Below are 19,577 nucleotides of genomic sequence, written 5' to 3'. Positions count from 1 at the left end.
GCCGGTGACACGTGTGGGTCCGCCCCCGTACTCGTTCGAGTACGGGGGCGGACCCTTTCGCCTTGTGGTGGCACCGCCATGCAGCACCGCAAGGCCGTATCGGGGGCGTGGAGCCCGGGTGCTCAGCCGAAGCGGCCGGAGATGTAGTCCTCCGTGGCCTGGACCGACGGGTTGGAGAAGATCCGCTCCGTCTCGTCTATCTCGATGAGCTTGCCCGGCTTGCCGACCGCCGCGAGGTTGAAGAACGCGGTGCGGTCCGAGACGCGGGCCGCCTGCTGCATGTTGTGCGTCACGATGACGATCGTGAAGCGCTCCTTCAGCTCGCCGATCAGGTCCTCGATGGCGAGGGTCGAGATCGGGTCGAGCGCCGAGCACGGCTCGTCCATCAGCAGGACCTGCGGCTCGACCGCGATGGCGCGGGCGATGCACAGACGCTGCTGCTGGCCGCCGGAGAGGCCGGAGCCGGGCTTGTTCAGCCGGTCCTTGACCTCGTTCCAGAGGTTCGCGCCGCGCAGGGACTTCTCCACGACGTCGTTCAGCTCGCTCTTGCGGTAGCTGCCGTTCAGCCGCAGGCCCGCCGCCACGTTGTCGAAGATCGACATGGTGGGGAAGGGGTTGGGGCGCTGGAAGACCATGCCGACCGTGCGGCGCACGGTGACCGGGTCGACGTTGGAGGCGTAGAGGTTCTCGTCGTCCAGCAGCACCTTGCCCTCGACGCGGCCGCCGGGGGTGACCTCGTGCATCCGGTTCAGGGTGCGCAGGAAGGTGGACTTGCCGCAGCCGGACGGGCCGATGAAGGCCGTCACGGAGCGGGGCTCCACGGTCATCGAGATGTCCTCGATGGCCTTGTGGCTGCCGTAGTAGGCGGTGAGGCCGCTGATGTCGATGCGCTTGGCCATGGGAATCACTGCTTCTTTCGGGAGGTCGCTGATGGCCGCGTCAGCGACCGGTCTTCGGGGCCTTCCAGCGGGCGATGCCGCGGGCCACGAGGTTGAGGATCATGACGAAGGCGATCAGCACCAGGGCCGCCGCCCAGGCGCGGTCGTAGGACGCGGCCTCGCCGATCTTGTACTGCTCGTAGATGTAGAACGGCAGCGAGGACTGGGCGCCTTCGAAGGGGTTCGTGTTGATCAGCTGGCTGCCGAAGACCAGCAGGATGATCGGGGCGGTCTCACCGGCGATACGGGCGATGGCGAGCATGACGCCCGTGGTGATGCCGCCGATCGCGGTCGGCAGAACCACCTTCAGGATGGTGCGCCACTTCGGGATGCCGAGGGCGAGGGAGGCCTCGCGCAGCTCGTTGGGGACGAGCTTGAGCATCTCCTCGGTGGAGCGGACCACGACGGGGATCATCAGGATCGTCAGGGCGAGCGCGCCCATCAGGCCGGAGGGCTCCAGGTTGGCGATCAGCATGATCGACAGGATGAAGAGACCGGCCACGATGGACGGGATGCCCGTCATCACGTCGACGAAGAAGGTGACGGCCCGGGCCAGCGAGCCCTTGCCGTACTCGACGAGGTAGACGGCGGTCAGCAGGCCGAGCGGGGCGGAGATCACCGTGGCGATGCCGACCTGCTCCAGGGTGCCGATCAGCGCGTGGTAGACGCCGCCGCTGGCCTCGGAGCCGAGCACACCGGCCATCGAGTGGGTGAGGAAGTAGCCGTCGAGGCGCTCGGCGCCGCGGACGATCGTCGTCCAGAGGAGCGAGGCGAGCGGGACGACGGCGATGAGGAAGCAGACCCACATCACGCTGGTGGCGAGGCGGTCCTTGGCCTGGCGCTGGTTCTCCACGACCGTCGTGGCGACGTAGGAGATGGCCAGGAAGAACAGGGCCGAGATCATGCCCCACTGGATGCGGCTCTCCCAGCCGGCGGCCAGCGAGAGGCCGACGCCGAGCGCGACCGAGACGACGGCGAAGCCGAGCGGCGCGAGGCGGGGCAGGGAGCGGCTGCCGAGGCTGCTCTTCGGGGAGGGCGAGGCGGGCGACGGGCGTTCCATGACGCCGGTGGGTGCGTGGCTCATGCGTTGGCCCCCGAGTACTCCTTGCGGCGGGCGATGATGAGCCGGGCCGCGCCGTTGACCAGCAGGGTGAGGACGAAGAGGACGAGACCGGAGGCGATCAGGGCGTCCCGCCCGAACGCGTCGGCCTCGCCGAACTTGGCCGCGATGTTCTGGGCGAACGTGCCGCCGCCCGGGTTGAGCAGGTGCAGCGAGATGAGGAAGTTCGGGGAGAGGACCGTGGCGACGGCCATCGTCTCGCCGAGCGCGCGGCCGAGGCCCAGCATCGAGGCGGAGATGATGCCGGAGCGGCCGAAGGGCAGCACGGAGAGGCGGATGACCTCCCAGCGGGTGGCGCCGAGCGCGAGCGCGGCCTCCTCGTTCATCTTCGGGACCTGGAGGAAGACCTCGCGGCTGACGCTGGTCACGATCGGCAGGATCATGATCGCGAGCAGGATGCCGACGGTGAAGAGCGAGCGGGCGACGCCGACCTCGGTCTTCTCGAAGATGTACGTCCAGCCGAAGAACTGGTCGAGCCAGAGGTTGAGGCCCTCCAGATACGGCACGAGGACGAGGGCGCCCCAGATGCCGTAGACGATGCTGGGCACGGCGGCCAGCAGGTCGACCACGTACGCGATCGGGGCGGCCAGCTTGCGCGGCGCGTAGTGCGAGATGAACAGGGCGATGCCGACAGCGATCGGAACCGCGATGACCATCGCGATGATCGAGCTGACGACCGTGCCGAAGAGCAGGACCGCGATGCCGAAGACCGGGGGGTCCCCGGCCGGGTTCCAGTCGAAGGTGGTGAGGAAGTTGCCCTCGTCCTTCGAGATGGCGAGCACCGAGCGGTAGGTGAGGAACACGGCGATCGACGCCATGATCACGAGCAGCAGGATGCCCGAGCCGCGGGAGAGGCCCAGGAAGATCTTGTCGCCCGCGCGCCCGGTGGACCGGGGGCGCCCGGCTCGTTCGGGCGGGGCCGGCGGGGCCGGTGGCATGTCTATGGGTGTGGTGGAAGCCATGGTCTTTCCGGTCTGTGTGGGGGAGCCGTGGCTCCCCTGGCGGCGGTGCACCGGATGGCCGGGGCGGCCGGTCCCGGGTGGGGACCCGGCCGCCCCGGGGTGTTACGAGAGGGTGCCGATGGTCTCGCGGACCTTGGCGTTGATCTCGGCCGGGATCGGGGCGTAGCCGGCCTCGGTCAGGATCTTCTGGCCGTCGTCGGAGGCGGCGTAGGAGAGGAAGGACTTGACGGTGTCGAGCGTCTCGGGCTTGTTGCCGCTGTCGCAGACGACCTCGTACGTCACCAGGACCAGCGGGTAGGCGCCCTCGGCCTTGGTGGTGTAGTCGAGGTCGAGCGCCAGGTCCTTGCCGGTGCCCTTGATCTTGGCGGCGGCGATGGCCTTGGAGGCGTTCTCCGAGGTGGCCTGGACCGGGGCGGCGCCGCCGGTGTTGATGTCCACGGTCGGGATGGACTGGGACTTGGCGTAGGAGAGCTCGAAGTAGCCGATCGCGCCGTCGACCTGCTTCACCTGGGCGGCGACGCCGGAGGAGCCGGACGCGGCCTGGCCACCGGGGGCCGGCCACTTCTTCTCGGCCTCGTACTTCCAGTCGTTGGGAGCCGCGGCGCCGAGGTACTTGCCGAGGTTCTGCGTGGTGCCGGAGTCCTCGGAGCGGTGGAAGGCCTGGATCGCCTTGTCCGGCAGCTTGACGCCGTCGTTCAGCTTGGCGATCGCCGGGTCGTTCCACTTCTTGATCTTGCTGTCGAAGATCTTCGCGAGGGTCGGGGCGTCCAGCGTGAGCTTGTCGACACCCTCCAGCTTGAAGCCGATCGCGACCGGGCCGCCGACCATCGGCAGGTTGATGCCCTGGCCGGTCTTGCACATCTTCTTGGAGTCGGCGACCTCCTCGGGCTTCAGCGCCGAGTCGGAGCCGGCGAAGCCCACGGTGCCCTGGTTGAAGGCCACGATGCCCTCGCCGGAGGAGGACGAGTTGTAGTTGATCTCCACACCGGAACAGGCGGCCATGTAGTTCTTGACCCAGAGGTCCATCGCGTTCTTCTGCGCGCTGGAGCCGGAAGCGCGCAGCTGGCCCTTGGCCTTGCCGCAGTCGACGTTCGACGCGGCGGTCGTCTTCTCGCCGGTGCCGGTGGCGCCGCCCGTGTTGTCGTCCGAACCGCACGCCGTGAGGACCAGGGCGCCGGAGACGGCGAGGGCACCGAGCGCGGTGGCACGAAGCCGGTTCTTGCGCTGAAGCTTCACTTTCGGGTGTTCCTTCCAGGAGCCGCCGTGGTCGTCTCGTTCTACGACGGCGTGCGATGAGGAGGGGTGCTGTGGCTTGCCGCCGCGCACCTTGTACGTCCGAAATTAGGCAGAACAGGTGAAGCCGCCGACGGGGGAGAGTGAACGGCAGGTGAACCGTGTCGGGCAGGCGGGTGCGGGGCCGGTCCGGAGTGCTGATCAGGACGCGGGCAGGACGTCCAGGAACGCGGTCAGCTGCCGGACGTCACGGGGCTGGGTGAGCCGGGCGCGGGCGGCGTCGGGGGCCAGCCACAGGATGCGGTCCACCTCGTCGTTGGCGGTGAACGCGCCGCCGGTCGCCTCGGCCGCCCAGTAGTCGACGACCTTGGGGCGGCCGTCCACCACGTAACGCGAGGTGGGGAGGCGGGGGCCGGGGGCGCAGTGGTGCCCGGTCTCCTCCAGCACCTCCCGTACGGCGGCGGCCAGCGGCTCCTCGTCGCGCTTCAGCTTGCCCTTCGGGAAGGAGAAGTCGCCGTACTTCGGGCGGTGCACCAGGCACACCTCCACGCCGGTCCCGGGCCCGGTCCCGTCCGGGGTCCGCCGCCACAGCACGCATCCCGCGGCGCGGATCACGGGGCCGTGCGGGTCGCCGCTCATGGCGCCGTCAGGGCCGTGGCGTACGGCCATGTCTCGCGGAACACCGCCCGCGCCGCCTCCACCTCATGGCGCTGGTCCGCGTGGAGCACGCCCAGCGCGTACGCCGTGGCCGGGGCGATCCGGGGGGTGCGGGCCGCCGCTGCCGCCGCCGCGGCCGCCTCCACCGCGTCCCGGTGCAGATCGAGGGCGTGCCCGCAGGAGGCGAGGGCCGGGGCGGCGGCGCCGAGGACGACCTCGTGGGCGTACCGGTGGAGCCGCAGCAGCAGGCGGGCCTGGTGCCACGCCGCGTCCTGCGCCTCGTTGTACGGCTCGGAGTCGGCGGGCGGGAGGGCGGCCACCGCGGCGAGGAGGCGCTGCTCGGCGCGTTCGGCGGGCTCCAGCAGGGCCTCGGGGGTGCGGCCCGTGGTGCCGGGGGCCAGCGGTACGTCGGAGGCCAGGAGCGCGACGGCGTCGGCGACCGCGTGGAACCGGGAGGAGCCGAGCGCCTGGAGGGCCGCGGAGTGCGACCGGGTCCGGGCGAGGGTGAGGCGGCGTTCCAGCAGCGCCCCGGCGCGCGCGGCCCCGACCCCGAGGGCGGCGCGGCCCTGGGCGTCGGACGCGGAGGCCTCCCCGGCGGCCCTGGCTCCCCGGGCGGCGGGGAGGGCGGGGCCGGAGAGCTGGTGCAGGGCCTCGACGAGCCGGGTGAGCCGGCCGGCGTAGGCGTGTTCCCGGGCGAGTACGCCGGAGAGCCAGGCCAGCTCGGCGCGGAGCTGGTCGGCCCAGTGCGGGTCGAGGGCGGACCGGAAGGTGTGCAGGGAGCCGCTGATCCGGCGGGCCGCGCGGCGCAGGGCGCGGGTGGCGGCCGCGGCGTCGTGGCCGCCGGCGTCGGCGGGGGCGCTGTGTTCGTGGTGCAGGCGCAGGCTGCGCAGGAAGTCCGCGGCCTGCCCGCGGAGGTAGGGCGCGAGGACGGCCTCCGTGGTCAGGTCCCCGGCGGGGTGGCGGTCCTGGTCTTCGCCCTTGCCCGGCGGCGCGTCCACCGTGGCGTCGGCGTCGGCGTCCGCTCCGGTGCCGGTCCCCGGGGCGGGATCCGTCGTGGGCCGGGTCGTCGTCTGCTGGTCAGGGCGTCGCACGCCTGCGCCTCCGGGCGTCGATGAGCATTTCCTGGACGTGCCGCAGCGGCTGGCCGTCCGCGTCCGTGGCGTGCCGGGTCCAGTTCCCGTCGGGGCCCAGGTGCCAGGAGGAGGTGGTGTCGGCCATACCGGTCTCCAGGAGTCGGCTGAGTGCGGCGCGGTGGGCGGGGTCGGTGACCCGGACCAGGGCTTCGATCCGGCGGTCGAGGTTGCGGTGCATCATGTCGGCGCTGCCGAACCACACCTCGGGCTCGCCGCCGTTGCCGAAGGCGAAGATCCGGGAGTGTTCGAGGAAGCGGCCGAGTATGGAGCGGACCCGGATGTTCTCGGAGAGCCCGGCGACCCCGGGGCGGATCGCGCAGATCCCGCGCACCCAGATGTCGACGGGAACGCCCGCCTGGGCCGCCCGGTAGCAGGCGTCGATGATCGCTTCGTCGACCATCGAGTTGACCTTGAACCGGACATAGGCGGGGCGGCCGGCCCGGTGGTGGGCGATCTCCTTGTTGATGCGGGCGATCAGCCCGTCGCGCAGGGACTTCGGGGCGACCAGCAGGCGGCGGTAGGTCTCGCGGCGCGAGTAGCCGGAGAGCCGGTTGAACAGGTCGGAGAGGTCCGCCCCGACCTGCGGGTCCGCCGTGAGCAGGCCGAGGTCCTCGTACAGCCGGGCCGTCTTGGGGTGGTAGTTGCCCGTGCCGACGTGGGAGTAGCGGCGCAGCGTGTCGCCCTCCTGGCGGACGACGAGGGAGAGCTTGCAGTGGGTCTTCAGCCCGACGAGGCCGTAGACGACGTGGCAGCCCGCCTCCTCCAGCTTGCGGGCCCACTTGATGTTGGCCTGCTCGTCGAAGCGGGCCTTGATCTCGACGAGGACGAGGACCTGCTTGCCGGACTCGGCCGCGTCGATCAGGGCGTCCACTATCGGGGAGTCGCCGGAGGTGCGGTACAGCGTCTGCTTGATGGCCAGCACGTCCGGGTCGCCCGCCGCCTGCTCCAGGAACGCCTGGACGGAGGTGGAGAACGAGTCGTACGGGTGGTGGAGCAGCACGTCCCGTTCGCGCAGGGCGGCGAAGATGTCGGGCGCGGAGGCGGACTCCACCTCGGCCAGGTCCCGGTGGGTGCCCGCGACGAACTTCGGGTACTTCAGCTCGGGCCGGTCCAGCGAGGCGATCGCGAACAGCCCGGTGAGGTCGAGCGGGCCGGGCAGCGGGTAGACCTCCGCGTCGGACACCTTCAGCTCGCGGACCAGCAGGTCCAGCACGTACGGGTCGATGGACTCCTCGACCTCAAGCCGCACCGGCGGGCCGAAGCGGCGGCGCATGAGCTCCTTCTCCAGCGCCTGGAGCAGGTTCTCCGCGTCGTCCTCCTCGACCTCCAGGTCCTCGTTCCTGGTGACCCGGAACATGTGGTGCGCCAGCACCTCCATCCCCGGGAACAGCTCCTCCAGGTGCGCCGCGATGACGTCCTCGATGGGGACGTACCGCTGGGGCGAGGCCTCCAGGAAGCGGGTCAGCAGCGGCGGGACCTTGACCCGGGCGAAGTGGCGGTGGCCGCTGACCGGGTTGCGGACGACGACGGCGAGGTTGAGGGAGAGCCCGGAGATGTACGGGAAGGGGTGCGCGGGGTCGACGGCCAGCGGGGTCAGGACCGGGAAGACGCGCTGCCGGAAGAAGGTGAACAGGCGGGCCTGCTCCTTCTCGGTCAGGTCCGGCCAGCGGATCAGCTGGATGCCCTCGTCGGACAGGTCGGGGGCGATGTCCTGCTGGAAGCAGGCGGCGTGCCGGGCCATGAGCTCGCGCGAGCGGGTCCAGATGAGGTCCAGGACCTCGCGGGGCTGGAGGCCGGAGGCGGAGCGGGTGGCGACGCCGGTGGCGATGCGGCGCTTGAGACCGGCCACCCGGACCATGAAGAACTCGTCCAGGTTCGAGGCGAAGATCGCGAGGAAGTTGGCCCGCTCCAGGATGGGCGTGGCCGGGTCCTCGGCCAGCTCCAGGACCCGTTCGTTGAACGCGAGCCAGCTGCGTTCGCGGTCCAGGAAACGCCCCTGGGGCAGTTCGTCGCCGTCCCGGTCGGGCTCGTAGGCGTCCGCGTCGGCGTCGAGGTCGGGATCCAGGTCGGCGGCGGTGGAGAAGCTGACCCCGTTGGACGCCGGGGTGGCGTGCGGCCGGTGCGCGGCGAGCGAGCCGACCGACGGCTGGGCGGCGGGCTGGACGGGGACCTCGGAGCTGGGCTGCTGGCTCATGGACCTATTGTTCCGCGCGGAACGCCCCTCAGGCGCGTCGGAGCCCGGAAAGATCGCGGAAGGCCCGGGAAACCCCGGGTCACGGGCTCTCCCGTTGCGGCGGGGGGCGGGCACAGCTGGCTGCATCCCGCGAGGGTCGCAAGAGCGTCTGAATGGCCGGTAACGGCGACATGACGTACAGGAAGCGGTGTGCCTGCGGGTGGGTCTCGCGGTCACTGTACGTGTTCGTCGTCCGGGCCCACCCCGTGTGGGGCCCGGACGACGGGTCTCGCCGGAGTTCCCGCTCAGCCGTGCAGGCGGCGCAGGACCCGGAAGGCGGCGAACACGGCGAGGGCGGCGAGGGCGAGGAGGATGCCGGTCTCTACGAGCTGGAGGGGCCAGTAGTGGGAGGCGGGGTGGACCTCGGTGAAGTGGTCGACGGCGCCCCGGGCACGCATACAGGCCCTGGCGTCCTCCACCATGCCGGTGTCGAAGCAGTCCTGCCAGTACAGCCTGTGGCCCGACGCAGTGAGCATGCCGTAATCGAGGTGCCAGTCGCCCGGGCTGACCGCCTGGGGGCCTCGACCCTGACGGAGGATGTGTGGCCACAGTTCGTAACGCCTCTTGCCCAGGCCGAGGGCGACCGTCCCGAGGGCGAGCGCGGTGAGGGACATGGACAGCAGCGTTCGGCGGACGAGCACCGCGCACAGCCCGCCCACCGCCACCGCCAGCAGCGCGAAGCCGAGCAGGGCGGGCCCGGTGCCGGGGAAGATGCCGGAGCCGTGCCAGGTGGTCAGGTGCGAGTACGGGTATCCGCGGAGCGCCCACAGCCCCCAGCGGTAGACGGCGATCAGGACCGTCAGTCCGACGACCGCCAGCGCGGCGGGCACGGCCAGCCGGGCAGCGAGCCAGTGGGCGGGGGAGACGGACTGCGCCCAGGCCAGCCGGAAGGTGCCGCTCTCCAGTTCGCGGGCGATCAGCGGTCCGGCGACGAAGACACCGATGAGCCCGGCCAGCAGGAGCAGTACCGTGCCGCCGTCGGACAGGAAGAGCTCGGTGGATGTACGGGCGTAGCTGGGCAGGTAGCTGCCTCCGCAGGGTGTCATGTCGCCGTCCGCGCACAGCTCCTTCGCGGAGGCCATCCAGACACGGAGCGCGACGACGATGCCGATGCCGAGGACGAGCAGGGCGCCCGCCGCCCACAGGGCCTTGCGGTGCACGCGCAGCAGCACCCGGACAGGCCCGCGCAAGGTGGTGGGGGCCGTGGCGACGGCGTCGGTCCTCGGGCGGGTGAGGGTGCTCACGCGGACGCCACCTCCTCGCGGACCGCGCCCGGGACGGGGCTCGCGCTCGGCGTCAGCAGCGGCGGAGCCTCCGGTGAGCGGAGGTGGGCGAGCAGCAGCTCCTCCAGGGAGGGCTGGGTGACGGCCCAGGCGGCGGTGTCCACGGGGCCCTCCTTTCTGACGAGCGCGGTGAGTTGGCGCCCCGTCGTCCGGGACTCGACGACGGTGTGCGGGGCCAGATCGCGGGCCTGGCCGGTGAGCAGGGCGTGCGCGTCGACGATGTCGTCGGCCTCGCCGCCGAGCCGGACGCGTCCGCCGTCGACGAACAGGAGGTAGTCGCAGGCGCCCTCCAGCTCGGTGAGGATGTGCGAGGACATCACGATCGTGGTGCCGTGCTCGGCGGTCTCCGCCATCAGGACGCCCATCAGCTCATGCCGGGCGAGCGGGTCGAGGTCGGCCATCGGCTCGTCCAGCAGCATCAGTTCGGGCCGCTTGCCGAGCGCGAGGGCCAGCGCGAGCCGGGTGCGCTGCCCGCCGGAGAGCGTACGGACGCGGGCGGCGCGCGGCAGCGTTCCGGCGATCCGGTCGGCGGTGGTGCGGTCCCAGCGCCCGGGGTTCAGCTCCGCTCCGGCCCAGAGCGTGTCCGCGACGGTGAGCTGCGGGTACAGCGGCTTGTCCTGAGCGACGTATGCGATCCGGTCGCGGACGGCGGCGGGCTCGGTGGAGCCGAGGACGGCGAGGGACCCGGCGCCGGGGCGGTCCAGACCGGCCGCCAGGTTCAACAGAGTGGACTTTCCCGCGCCGTTGGGCCCGACGAGGGCGCAGACACGTCCGGCGGGCAGCCGGAACGAGCAGTCGTGCAGGGCGCGGTGGCCGCCGCCTCTGCGCCCGTAGGTCTTTCCGAGGCCGTGTGCCTCGATCGCGACGCCGGTCATCGTTCCTGGTCCCCCTTGTGTGAACGGCCCGCGGATTCGGTGCCGTTCGTGCTGTACGTGCTGTCCAGTACGGCGGTGAAGAGCGCGCCGACGTCGTCCTTCTCCAGCCCGGCCGCCCGGGCCCGGCGGGCCCAGTCGGCGAGTTCGGTGCGCAGGGGCGCGTCGGCGGCGGTCGCGTCAGGCGCGCCGCCCAGCGTCCGGCGGACGAAGGTGCCGAGCCCCCGGCGGGCCTCGACGAGCCCTTCGCGCTCGAGCTCCCGGTAGGCCTTGAGGACGGTGTTCGGGTTGATCGCGGTGGCTGCCACGACCTCGCGGGCGGTCGGCAGCCGGTCGCCCGGTTCGAGCACGCCCAGGCGCAGGGCCTGCTTCGTCTGCTGGACGATCTGGAGGTAGGTGGCGACGCCGCTGCGCCGGTCGATACGGAACTCGACCGCTGCGGACTCGGCTGCCATGCGCAGAACCACCCTTTCACTAATTGAGTAGTGAAAGGGTGGTGCAAAGAAGGGGCGGCGTCAAGTGACGCCGCCCCGGGAGGCGTTCGGAGAAGAGCTTGTCGGGCAGCCGGCCGGGCGCTGCGCGGATGCGCGGTTACGCGGCCGGCGGGGCCGGGGTGCGGTCGGCCCGCAGCTCCTCGTTGATGCGCTGTGCCTCTTCCAGCTGGTCCTCGAGGACGACGATGCGGCAGGCGTCCTCGATCTTCGTGCCCTGGTCGACCAGTTCACGGGCGCGGGCCGCGATGCGCAGCTGGTAGCGGGAGTAACGGCGGTGGCCTCCGTCGGAGCGCAGCGGGGTGATCAGGCGGTTCTCGCCGAGCGTGCGGAGGAAGGCGGGGGTGGTGCCGAGCATCTCGGCGGCCCGGCCCATGGTGTAGGCGGGGTAGTCGTCATCGTCGAACTTGTCGGCGGGGCGGGTACTGCGAGGGGGCATAGCACCTCTTCTTTCGGGGACACGTCGGGGGGCCCGAGCACCTCGCGGTGCTCGGGCCCCGAGCTTTCAACACCATCTGCCGGCCGACTGTGCCGGCTCATCTGTTCCGCCGGTCCGCCCGAGGGGGCGGGGAAGCGGGGATCGCGAATGCGTGACCGGGGACCACCTTCCGTTCCGGGGTCTCTGCGGTACCCGAGCGGAATCCTCCTCGCCCGGGCGATCCTGATGGCGTCTGCTCCTTACCTCGTTCGGTTTCACTCTTTCGGTACTGCGGGTACTGCGGGTACTGCGGGTACTGCTCGGTACTGCGGATGTTGCGGTACTGCATGCGGCCCCTGGGGCCGCCCGGCCCGGCAGCCAGTGGGGGAACCCACCGTTTCCGGCTCCCTCGCTCCACTGCCGTTCCGCTTACTGCTCTGACCTGCTTGCACGGCAGTTCGTGTCTGCCGTGCCCTCTTTTCTTCCGGCTACGAGGAAAACGTTAACCCCGCCGAGAGGTGGATGTCTACTCCCGCCACGATAGATTTTCTGCCGAGTCGGACGAGCTACTTCTGTGGCGTCGACGCTCTGGAAGCTGTTGTGGCGAGAGGCCTCAGGACTCCGCGCGGTACATGAGGCCTCAGGACTCCGTGCGGTACATCAGGTCCACCTCGTGCGTGGTGAAGCCGATGCGCTCGTACACCGTCACGGCCGCCGTGTTGTCCGCGTCCACGTAGAGCATCGCGGTGGGCAGCGCCTGGGCGGCCAGGTGGTGCAGGCCGATCGAGGTCAGCGCCTTGCCGAGGCCCCCGCCCTGGGCCTCGGGCAGCACCCCGACGACGTACACCTCGCCGACCTGCTCCTCGGCGTGCACCTTCGTCCAGTGGAAGCCGACGATCTCCCCGTCCCGCTCGGCCAGGAAGAAGCCCTTCGGGTCGAACCAGGGCTCGGCCTTGCGGTCGTCCAGGTCCTGCTGGGTCAGCGACCCCTGCTCCGGGTGATGGGCAAAGGCGGCGCGGTTCACGGCGAGCCAGGCGGCGTCGTCCCGCCCCGGCTCGAAGGTCCGTACGGTGACGCCCTCGGGCAGGACCGGCTCGGCGAGGTCGAGCGGGATCAGGCTCCGCCGCAGCTGGCGCAGTTCGCGGAAGAGGGAGAGGCCGAGCACCTGGGCCAGGTGGCGGGCCGCGGAGGTGCCGCCGTGCGCCCAGACCCGCAGCCGCTTGCCGGTCGCGGCGAGGAGGGCGGCGCCGATCGCCCGGCCGTGTCCGTTGCCGCGCCGGTCGGGGTGGACGACCAGCTCGGCGGCCGGGGCCTCGACCGGATCGGTGTCCTCCAGCTGGGCGTATCCGGCGAGCGTGCCGTCGACGGTGAGGAGGAAGTGCCGTACGCCGTCGCGGTGTCCGCCCCGGATCCGGAGCCTGCCCTGCTCGGAGACCGCCTGCCGGCCGTCGGACGCGGCCGCCTCGGCGAGCAGGGCGAGGACGGCCTCGGCCTGTGCGGGGTCGAGTGCGTCGAGGGCCTGAATCTCGCGTCCGGGAGCGGGGAGGGGTGCGTCAGTCGTCATGCCTCCGAGCGTACGGCGAGGGTGCGCCCGGTGGCGGCGCGGCGGGTGCGCGGCCGGGGCGCCTGTGGCGGGGCGGGTACGCGGACGGGCCCCTTCGGCGGGGAGTTCGGCCCTCTGCGGCACGCAAAGGAGCCATTCGGAGCCATGTGGCCGGATGGCAACCAGTCCGTAACCCCGAACACCTGTTGCGCTACGCGCGTTGACTCTAGGCTGCGGCTCGCAGGATGCAGTACTGACACCACTGAACTGACACACAAGGGGACCGATGTCAGCGACTCCACAGAAGAACCGCGCGTCCCGGCGGGTGCTCGCCGCCGCGGCCGGTCTGGCCACCGTGGGCGCGCTCGTCGCCGCGATGCCGGCCGGGGCCCATGACCGGGGCCACGGGCACGGCGGCGGACACGGGCACGGCCACAAGCCCCGTACCGTCGACGTGCAGTTGCTGTCGTTCAACGACCTGCACGGCAACCTGGAGCCGCCGGCCGGTTCGGCGGGCAACGTCTCGGAGACGCAGCCCGACGGCACGGTGAAGGCGATCCCGGCCGGTGGCGTCGAGTACCTGGCGACCTCGCTGCGCACCGCGCGCAAGGGCAACCCGTACTCCGTCACGGCGGCCGGCGGTGACATGGTCGGCGCGAGTCCGCTGCTGTCGGGCCTCTTCCACGACGAGCCGACGATCGAGGCGCTGAACGGTCTCGACCTGGACGTCACGGCGGTCGGCAACCACGAGTTCGACGAGGGCGCCACCGAGCTGGCCCGCCTCCAGAACGGCGGCTGCCACCCGGTCGAGGGGTGTTACGAGAAGGGCAAGAAGTTCAAGGGAGCGGACTTCCCCTACCTCGCGGCCAACGTGACCAAGGAGAAGACCGGCAAGCCGCTGCTGAAGCCGTACACCGTCTGGAAGAAGAACGGCGTCAAGATCGGCTTCATCGGAGTGACCCTGGAGGGCACCCCGGACATCGTCACGGCCAACGGCGTCAAGGGCCTGAAGTTCCACGACGAGGTCGAGACGATCAACAAGTACGCCCGCGAGCTGGACCGCAAGGGCGTCAAGTCGATCGTGGCCCTGATCCACGAGGGCGGGGCCCCGGCCTCCACCTCGTACAACTACGACTGCGACAGCCCCGGCGCGGGCGACGGCATCTCCGGCCCGATCGTCGACATCGCCAAGGGCATCACGCCGAAGGTGGACGCCCTGGTGACGGGCCACACCCACCAGGCGTACGTGTGCACGGTCCCGGACCCTTCCGGCAAGCCGCGCATGGTCACGTCGGCGTCGTCGTTCGGCAAGCTGTACACGGACACCACGCTGACCTACGACCGCCGCACGAACGACATCGTCCGTACGTCGGTGAAGTCCGCGAACCACATCGTGACCCGGGACCAGCCCAAGGCCCCCGACATGACCCGCCTGATCGACCGCTGGAACAAGCTCGCGGCCCCGATTGCGAACAAGCCGCAGGGCTGGATCAGCGCCGACATCAACGGCCGCGGCTCCACGGCCCCCGAGAAGCCGCTCGGCAACGTCATCGCCGACGCCCAGCTCGAAGGCCTCGCCCCGGCCGACAAGGGCGGCGCGGAAGTCGCGTTCATGAACCCGGGCGGTATCCGCGCGGACCTGGTGCACAAGGCGTCCGGCAGTGAGGGCGACGGGGTCGTCACCTACGGCGAGGCGTTCACCGTGCAGCCGTTCACCAACATGATGAACGTCGTCGACCTGACCGGCGCCCAGTTGGTCACCGCGCTCCAGCAGCAGGTCAGCGGGCCCAACGAGGCCAGCCCGAAGATCCTCCAGGTCTCCAAGGGCCTCACCTACACGCTCGACCTGACGAAGAGCGGCGCGAACCGCGTGGTCGCCGGCACCATCAAGCTGAACGGCGAGGCGATCGACCCGGCGCGTACCTATCGCGTCGCGATGAACGAGTTCCTCGCGGGCGGCGGCGACGGCTTCCCGGCCCTCGGCCAGGGCACGAACAAGCTGGTCGGCGCGTCCGACCTGGACCTGTTCAACGCCTACCTGGCGGCCCACTCCACGGCCACCGCCCCGCTGGCCCCGCCGGCGACGGACCGGATCACGGTCATCCAGTAACTCCCCGGTGCATGAGGGGCGGCGGGCCTGCGGGCCGGCCGCCCCTTCTCGCTTGCCCCTCTTGGGTACGCGAACCAGGACGGGGTGGTGTTCGGGGGCGGCGCGGCGTAGAACTGGGCCCATGTCCGCCCAGCAGCCGCCCCCGCCACCTCACCGACCCCACACGCCCGGTGCGCCCAGTGTTCCCTGGGGGTTCGTGCCGCCCCAGCCCCGGGAGATCACCGCCGACTACCGCCGTCGGGCGGGAATCCTCACCTGGTCCGCGATCGTCGTGGGGGCCCTCATGGCGGTGGCGCTCGTGGTGAGTGTCGTCTTCCTCGTACGGGCGGACCAGGACACGAGGAACGCGGCCTATGGCTACCTCGCCCTCGTCCTCTGGGTCGGTATCGCCGCCGGGATCCCGGTCCTGCTGGCCCTCGCGATCCCCGCCTCGCGCATGCGGCGGAGGCTGCGGGAGCAGGGGCGCTAGGGCGGGTCCGCGGATCAGGCGGCGACGCGTACGCCCTCGCCTCGATGCTCGCGGGTTTCGCGGCAGTCGCGGCAGTGGCCGGGGTCGGGTGAGCGGAAGGCGCGGTCGCAGTCGTCGCAGGTCTGGAAGGGCGTGACGACCACGCGGGGCCGGGCGGGAGCCGCGAGGTCGCATGCGCCGGGGAGCGGTGGGGGCAGCAGGGCGGTCAGTCGGTGCTTGAGCAGTTTGACGGGGTGGCGGAGGGGCTGCGGCAGATCGTCGGTGAGGGTACGGCGGATGGTGTCGGGGTGCGCGTCGCGTTCGAGCCAGGTGGCGACTGCGGGCGCGAGGTGGTGGATGTCGCCCTCGGAGAGCGTGAACTCGGGTGCGTGGCGGCGTAGATCGCTGAGGAGCGCGGTGGCGGAGCGGCCGAGCTCGGGGGTGAGGGTGCCGGGCTGGGGGAGGGGCGGGCGCGGCGGCTTGGGGGCGGTCGGGGGCGGTACGAGCGGTACGAAGGGTGGGGCGGGCGCCGGTTCCGGCTCCGGCTGTGAGTCCGGCCCCGGCGTATGAGCTTGGGGCTGCGCTTGAGTCTGCGCCGGGGGCTGTGCAGTTACGGGGACCGGCACCGATGCGGGGACCGTCACCGGTGCGGGGACCGGAGCCGCTACGGGCGCCTGGCTTCGAGGGCGCAGCAGCGCGGCGGGCTGGTTGCAGAAGACGGTGCGGGTGATGACCTTCTGGCCGGGCAGCCGGTGGCGGAAGCGTTGCAGGTAGCCGTGTGCTTCGAGTTCGCGCAGGGCGGCGGCGATGCGCTTCTCGCCTTCCCGGCAGCGGGCGGTGAGTGCCTTGATGCTGATCTCGGTCCCTTGGGGCAGGGACTGGATGCGTACGGCGATCCCGACGGCGGTGCAGCTGAGGTCGGGGTGCTGGGCGAGGTGGTTGCCGACGACAGTGAAGCGGTCGTTGTGCGGGATGATGATGTGGATGACGCCGGAGGTGGGAAGAGGTCCGGGAACCTCCGCCAGGGCGCGGGTGAGGGCAGTACTCTGCTGGGTATCCATCGGGAAGGCTGAATCTTCCTAGGTGGCCAGGCCCTCGGTTGGGATTGCACTCCCGGTCGAGGGCCGACGTATACGGGTTGTGGTCTGGCGTGAGCATATGCCTGGCAACCCGCCCAAAAGCGAGCTGAGTTGGGAAATGTCACCCGTGTGAGTGACGAAGCCGCGAAAGCCCTCCGGGGTCCGCCCACGCCCTCGGGCGCCGTCAGGTTCCCACCGGGTCGGGTTGGGTTGGGTTGGGTTATTTCTCTTGGTTCTTTAGTAGTTGACATCGCGCCTCACCGCGTCGCGGTGGCGAACGATCCGGTGGGGGCTTTACGGGGGATTACCGGGTCGTGGCGGCGCGCGACGCGGTAGGGGCTTCGCACATGGCGAGACGAGATCCATCGGCAAGGGGCAAGGAAGGCTCGGTCAAGCCCTGCTCCTACAAGCTCAATTAGACCTCTGCGAGCATGCACGGTATGAGAATCACTGCCGTGCTCTTCGACGTGGACGGGGTCCTGCTGGACTCGGCGGCCGCGCACCGCAGGGTCTGGGACGCGTGGTCGGCGGCGCGAGGTCTGGACCCCGAGAAGGTGTGGGAGCTGACGTTCGGGCGGCGTCGCGAGGACACGGTGAGGGACGTGGCCGCGCATCTGGACCCGGCGGCCGAACGGAGGTCGCTCGACCGACTGTTGGCCCAGGAGATGGACGACATCCAGCCGGTCGAAGGAGCTCGCGAGCTCCTGGAGTCGCTGTCCGGCAGCCCGTGGGCCATCGTGACCTCCGGCGCCCGGGACTTCGTGGAGGCCAGGTTCGCCGCAACGGGCCTGGCTCTCCCCGCCGTACAGGTCTACGGCAGCGACGTACACCAAGCGAAGCCCGCCCCGGACTGCTTCGCCCTGGCCGCGTCCCGCCTCGGGGTCCCCGCATCGGAGTGCCTGGTCGTGGAGGACGCGCCCGCGGGCATCCAGGCGGCGGTGGCGGCCGGCTGTATCGCCGTCGGCCTGACGACGACGCACACGGAAGAGGCGCTGGGGCAGACGCGTGTGTGCGTGGCGTCTCTGGCGGACGTACGGAGTCTGCTGACCGGGTACGGGTTCGGGGGCGGCCGCTCGTGAGGTGACGCCGCCCCGGCCCCGCGCGAGTGACAGCGGGGCGCGGAGCGCTTCGGAGGTGCCATCCCTGCCCTGGCCGAACAGCTGAGGGCCGCCCGTGCCCGATCAGCGTTCTAGGGAGGGCCGGGCCGCCCTCGCGTCCCCTTTGATGAGGTACCTCGGCGCAAGGCGGAAGCCGGCCCCCCTCTCGCCCGCCGCCCTCTGCACGGTCGCGAACGCCTCGACTACTTGAGGGACGTGTGCGCCGGAACGACCACCCCGTACAGGTCGCCGATGGTGGCCAGGGCCCCGTCGTGCACCTGGGCGGCGTCGAGGTCGGACCCGAGGACCGGCAGGGATCTCGTCGCGCAGGCGTCGGCGACGACCGTGGGGCGGTTGCCGCGCAGGAATGCGCCCTCGGCGGTGAACGTCACGCACATGTGCGTCATCCAGCCCGCGATGATCACGTCCTGGCCCTCGGGCACATGCTCGCCGAGGTCCGTGCCGTGGAAGGCGTTCGGGGCCTGCTTGACGACGACGGGCTCTCCGGCGGCCGGGGCGACCGCCGGGTGGATCTGGCCGATCTCGGCCCGGATGTCGTACGGGGTTCCCTCGCCGCCGTCGTTGATGACGTGCACGACCTTCGTCCCCGCCTCGCGGGCCCGGGCCAGCAGGTGTGCGGCGGCGTCCAACGAGTGCTGCCAGCCGTCGAGTTCCATCACGCCACGGGTGTAGGTGTTCTGGAAGTCGACGAGGATCAGCGTCGAGCCGGTCAGCGTGGCCGGGGTCGCGTCGAAGCCGTTGAGTTCGCGCAGGGTGGTTCGGGACATGGGTGTGCCGCCTCGGGAGTCGTCGTACGTCGGGGAAGTGCTCGCCCCGTTCCGTGCGGCGAGCTGTTCTCCACGCTAGGAGCCGGCCCGCATGTCCACAATGACGTCTAACATGCAGATACCGACATGGGGGCGAGGGAAGCGAAGTCAGGAGGGCAGCCATGGATACCGTCCGACGGCTCGTCGTCATCGTGCTCTTCGACGGCGTCGACCTGCTCGACGTCACCGGGCCCCCGGAGGTCTTCTCGCTCGCCCGGCGCGAGAGCGACGACGCCGCCGGATACGAAGTCGTCCTGGCTGCCGAGACGTTGGAGCCCGTCACCACCGGGGCCGGGGTGCGCATCCTGCCGGATCTCACCTTCGACGAGGCCGCCGGGCGGAGCATCGACACCCTCATCGTGCCCGGTTCGGTGGAGGTCGGCAGTGAGCGGCGCGTGCACGCCCTCGTCGATCCCGAGCTGGTGGAACGGGTGAAGACGCTCGCCGCGCGGACGCGGCGGACCACCTCCGTCTGCGTCGGGGCGCATCTGCTGGCCGCCGCCGGGCTGCTCGACGGCAAGCGCGCCACCACGCACTGGTCGACCGCGCGGCAACTGGCCGACGAGCACCCGGAGATCGAGGTCGACGCCGACCCGATCTTCATCCGCGAGGGCGATGTGTGGACGGGGGCCGGGATCAGCGCCTGCCTCGATCTCTCGCTCGCCCTGATCGCCGACGACCTCGGCGAGGCCGTCGCGCTGCGCGTCGCCCGGCAGCTCGTGATGTACCTGAAGCGGCAGAGCGGGCAGAGCCAGTTCAGCGTTCCGCTGGAGCAGATCTCGGCGACGCGGCGCATCGAGGATCTCCGGCACCACATCCTGCGCAACATCGGGCGCCGGCTCACCGTCGTGGACCTCGCGGAGTACGCGCACGTCAGCGACCGCCACCTGACCCGGATCTTCAAGACCGAGCTCGGCATGACCCCGCACGCCTACATCGAGTCCGTCCGGGTCGAGAAGGCCCGTAACGAGCTGGAGTCCTCCGACGCCACCCTCGAACGCATCGCGTCCGTCTGCGGGTTCGGGACCGTGGACACGCTGGTACGGGCGTTCCGGCGGCGGTTGAACGCGACGCCTACCGAGTACCGGAGCCGGTTCCGAGCCTCCCGCTGACAGGGTGAGGGGGCGGGGTCC

The 19,577-nt window shown here is 71.1% G+C and carries 18 protein-coding genes; 4 read left to right on the top strand and 14 right to left on the bottom strand.

The features are described from left to right. Positions 1-122: 122 nt before the first annotated feature. The 12 genes from pstB to mshD all read right to left on the bottom strand — a co-directional run bounded on the left by pstB (position 123) and on the right by mshD (position 12,904). Positions 123-899, bottom strand: coding sequence for a phosphate ABC transporter ATP-binding protein PstB (gene pstB / locus IE134_RS32115; RefSeq protein WP_030720302.1), 777 nt, complete (start codon positions 897-899; stop codon positions 123-125). Between the two features lie 40 nt (positions 900-939). Then, positions 940-2,022 carry a phosphate ABC transporter permease PstA gene (gene pstA / locus IE134_RS32110; protein WP_030720566.1) on the bottom strand — a complete coding sequence of 361 codons (1,083 nt, stop codon included), beginning with the start codon at positions 2,020-2,022 and terminating at the stop codon, positions 940-942. Continuing rightward, entirely contained in the window at positions 2,019-3,020 is a 1,002-nt protein-coding gene (gene pstC, locus IE134_RS32105; protein ID WP_030720305.1) for a phosphate ABC transporter permease subunit PstC, read from the bottom strand. The genes pstA and pstC overlap by 4 nt, the downstream gene beginning before the upstream one ends. A 102-nt stretch (positions 3,021-3,122) precedes the next feature. After that, positions 3,123-4,256 carry a phosphate ABC transporter substrate-binding protein PstS gene (gene pstS, locus IE134_RS32100; protein ID WP_030720308.1) on the bottom strand — a complete coding sequence of 378 codons (1,134 nt, stop codon included), beginning with the start codon at positions 4,254-4,256 and terminating at the stop codon, positions 3,123-3,125. A 198-nt stretch (positions 4,257-4,454) separates the two neighbouring features. Continuing rightward, complete coding sequence (locus IE134_RS32095; RefSeq protein WP_179892660.1) at positions 4,455-4,922, bottom strand: NUDIX hydrolase; 468 nt, start codon at positions 4,920-4,922, stop codon at positions 4,455-4,457. Then, on the bottom strand, positions 4,889-6,001 hold the full coding sequence (locus IE134_RS32090) for a CHAD domain-containing protein (protein WP_189432495.1): 1,113 nt from the start codon (positions 5,999-6,001) through the stop codon (positions 4,889-4,891). Before IE134_RS32090 ends, IE134_RS32095 begins: the two co-directional genes overlap by 34 nt. Next, positions 5,988-8,237, bottom strand: a complete 2,250-nt coding sequence (locus IE134_RS32085) for an RNA degradosome polyphosphate kinase (RefSeq protein ID WP_010063630.1) — start codon at positions 8,235-8,237, stop codon at positions 5,988-5,990. Before IE134_RS32085 ends, IE134_RS32090 begins: the two co-directional genes overlap by 14 nt. Before the next feature lie 284 nt (positions 8,238-8,521). Then, entirely contained in the window at positions 8,522-9,520 is a 999-nt protein-coding gene (locus IE134_RS32080) for an ABC-2 membrane transporter-related protein (RefSeq protein WP_189432493.1), read from the bottom strand. Beyond that, positions 9,517-10,434: an ABC transporter ATP-binding protein gene (locus IE134_RS32075; protein WP_030720322.1), complete on the bottom strand. Its 918-nt coding sequence runs from the start codon at positions 10,432-10,434 to the stop codon at positions 9,517-9,519. Before IE134_RS32075 ends, IE134_RS32080 begins: the two co-directional genes overlap by 4 nt. After that, on the bottom strand, positions 10,431-10,886 hold the full coding sequence (locus IE134_RS32070) for a GntR family transcriptional regulator (RefSeq protein ID WP_189432492.1): 456 nt from the start codon (positions 10,884-10,886) through the stop codon (positions 10,431-10,433). Before IE134_RS32070 ends, IE134_RS32075 begins: the two co-directional genes overlap by 4 nt. A gap of 136 nt (positions 10,887-11,022) precedes the next feature. Beyond that, complete coding sequence (locus IE134_RS32065; protein ID WP_030720328.1) at positions 11,023-11,361, bottom strand: MerR family transcriptional regulator; 339 nt, start codon at positions 11,359-11,361, stop codon at positions 11,023-11,025. Positions 11,362-11,980: 619 nt separating this feature from the next. After that, positions 11,981-12,904, bottom strand: a complete 924-nt coding sequence (mshD, locus tag IE134_RS32060; RefSeq protein WP_030720331.1) for a mycothiol synthase — start codon at positions 12,902-12,904, stop codon at positions 11,981-11,983. 265 nt (positions 12,905-13,169) lie between these two features. Between mshD and IE134_RS32055 the strand changes: the two genes are divergently transcribed. Both IE134_RS32055 and IE134_RS32050 read left to right on the top strand, forming a co-directional pair. Beyond that, on the top strand, positions 13,170-14,993 hold the full coding sequence (locus IE134_RS32055; RefSeq protein ID WP_030720334.1) for a bifunctional metallophosphatase/5'-nucleotidase: 1,824 nt from the start codon (positions 13,170-13,172) through the stop codon (positions 14,991-14,993). Positions 14,994-15,189: 196 nt separating this feature from the next. Continuing rightward, the gene (locus IE134_RS32050; RefSeq protein ID WP_229823800.1) at positions 15,190-15,462 is read left to right on the top strand and encodes a hypothetical protein; all 273 of its coding nucleotides are present in this window, start codon (positions 15,190-15,192) and stop codon (positions 15,460-15,462) included. 14 nt (positions 15,463-15,476) lie between these two features. Here the strand turns inward: IE134_RS32050 and IE134_RS32045 are convergent, their stop codons facing one another. Beyond that, on the bottom strand, positions 15,477-16,502 hold the full coding sequence (locus IE134_RS32045) for a hypothetical protein (RefSeq protein WP_189432490.1): 1,026 nt from the start codon (positions 16,500-16,502) through the stop codon (positions 15,477-15,479). Between the two features lie 458 nt (positions 16,503-16,960). Here IE134_RS32045 and IE134_RS32040 point away from each other — a divergent pair, with 458 nt between their 5' ends. Then, complete coding sequence (locus IE134_RS32040; protein WP_032769388.1) at positions 16,961-17,599, top strand: HAD family hydrolase; 639 nt, start codon at positions 16,961-16,963, stop codon at positions 17,597-17,599. Between the two features lie 221 nt (positions 17,600-17,820). On the opposite strand, the gene IE134_RS32035 is transcribed toward IE134_RS32040, so the two are convergent. After that, positions 17,821-18,405, bottom strand: a complete 585-nt coding sequence (locus IE134_RS32035) for an isochorismatase family protein (RefSeq protein ID WP_126932591.1) — start codon at positions 18,403-18,405, stop codon at positions 17,821-17,823. 161 nt (positions 18,406-18,566) lie between these two features. Between IE134_RS32035 and IE134_RS32030 the strand changes: the two genes are divergently transcribed. Next, entirely contained in the window at positions 18,567-19,556 is a 990-nt protein-coding gene (locus IE134_RS32030) for a GlxA family transcriptional regulator (RefSeq protein WP_126932592.1), read from the top strand. The last annotated feature ends 21 nt before the right edge of the window (positions 19,557-19,577 follow it).

It is taken from the genome of Streptomyces rubiginosohelvolus (assembly GCF_014649875.1).
Taxonomy (GTDB): domain Bacteria; phylum Actinomycetota; class Actinomycetes; order Streptomycetales; family Streptomycetaceae; genus Streptomyces; species Streptomyces rubiginosohelvolus.
Note: the sequence above shows the minus strand (reverse complement) of the source record. Positions and strands in the feature narration are given on the sequence as shown.

What these genes read in the sequence shown, in the direction of transcription:
- pstB (WP_030720302.1), bottom strand. Translation starts at nt 899, where the DNA reads ATGGCCAAGCGCATCGACATCAGCGGCCTCACCGCCTACTACGGCAGC.
- pstA (WP_030720566.1), bottom strand. Translation starts at nt 2,022, where the DNA reads ATGAGCCACGCACCCACCGGCGTCATGGAACGCCCGTCGCCCGCCTCG.
- pstC (WP_030720305.1), bottom strand. Translation starts at nt 3,020, where the DNA reads ATGGCTTCCACCACACCCATAGACATGCCACCGGCCCCGCCGGCCCCG.
- IE134_RS32095 (WP_179892660.1), bottom strand. Translation starts at nt 4,922, where the DNA reads ATGGCCGTACGCCACGGCCCTGACGGCGCCATGAGCGGCGACCCGCAC.
- IE134_RS32085 (WP_010063630.1), bottom strand. Translation starts at nt 8,237, where the DNA reads ATGAGCCAGCAGCCCAGCTCCGAGGTCCCCGTCCAGCCCGCCGCCCAG.
- IE134_RS32075 (WP_030720322.1), bottom strand. Translation starts at nt 10,434, where the DNA reads ATGACCGGCGTCGCGATCGAGGCACACGGCCTCGGAAAGACCTACGGG.
- IE134_RS32070 (WP_189432492.1), bottom strand. Translation starts at nt 10,886, where the DNA reads ATGGCAGCCGAGTCCGCAGCGGTCGAGTTCCGTATCGACCGGCGCAGC.
- IE134_RS32065 (WP_030720328.1), bottom strand. Translation starts at nt 11,361, where the DNA reads ATGCCCCCTCGCAGTACCCGCCCCGCCGACAAGTTCGACGATGACGAC.
- mshD (WP_030720331.1), bottom strand. Translation starts at nt 12,904, where the DNA reads ATGACGACTGACGCACCCCTCCCCGCTCCCGGACGCGAGATTCAGGCC.
- IE134_RS32055 (WP_030720334.1), top strand. Translation starts at nt 13,170, where the DNA reads ATGTCAGCGACTCCACAGAAGAACCGCGCGTCCCGGCGGGTGCTCGCC.
- IE134_RS32045 (WP_189432490.1), bottom strand. Translation starts at nt 16,502, where the DNA reads ATGGATACCCAGCAGAGTACTGCCCTCACCCGCGCCCTGGCGGAGGTT.
- IE134_RS32040 (WP_032769388.1), top strand. Translation starts at nt 16,961, where the DNA reads ATGAGAATCACTGCCGTGCTCTTCGACGTGGACGGGGTCCTGCTGGAC.
- IE134_RS32035 (WP_126932591.1), bottom strand. Translation starts at nt 18,405, where the DNA reads ATGTCCCGAACCACCCTGCGCGAACTCAACGGCTTCGACGCGACCCCG.
- IE134_RS32030 (WP_126932592.1), top strand. Translation starts at nt 18,567, where the DNA reads ATGGATACCGTCCGACGGCTCGTCGTCATCGTGCTCTTCGACGGCGTC.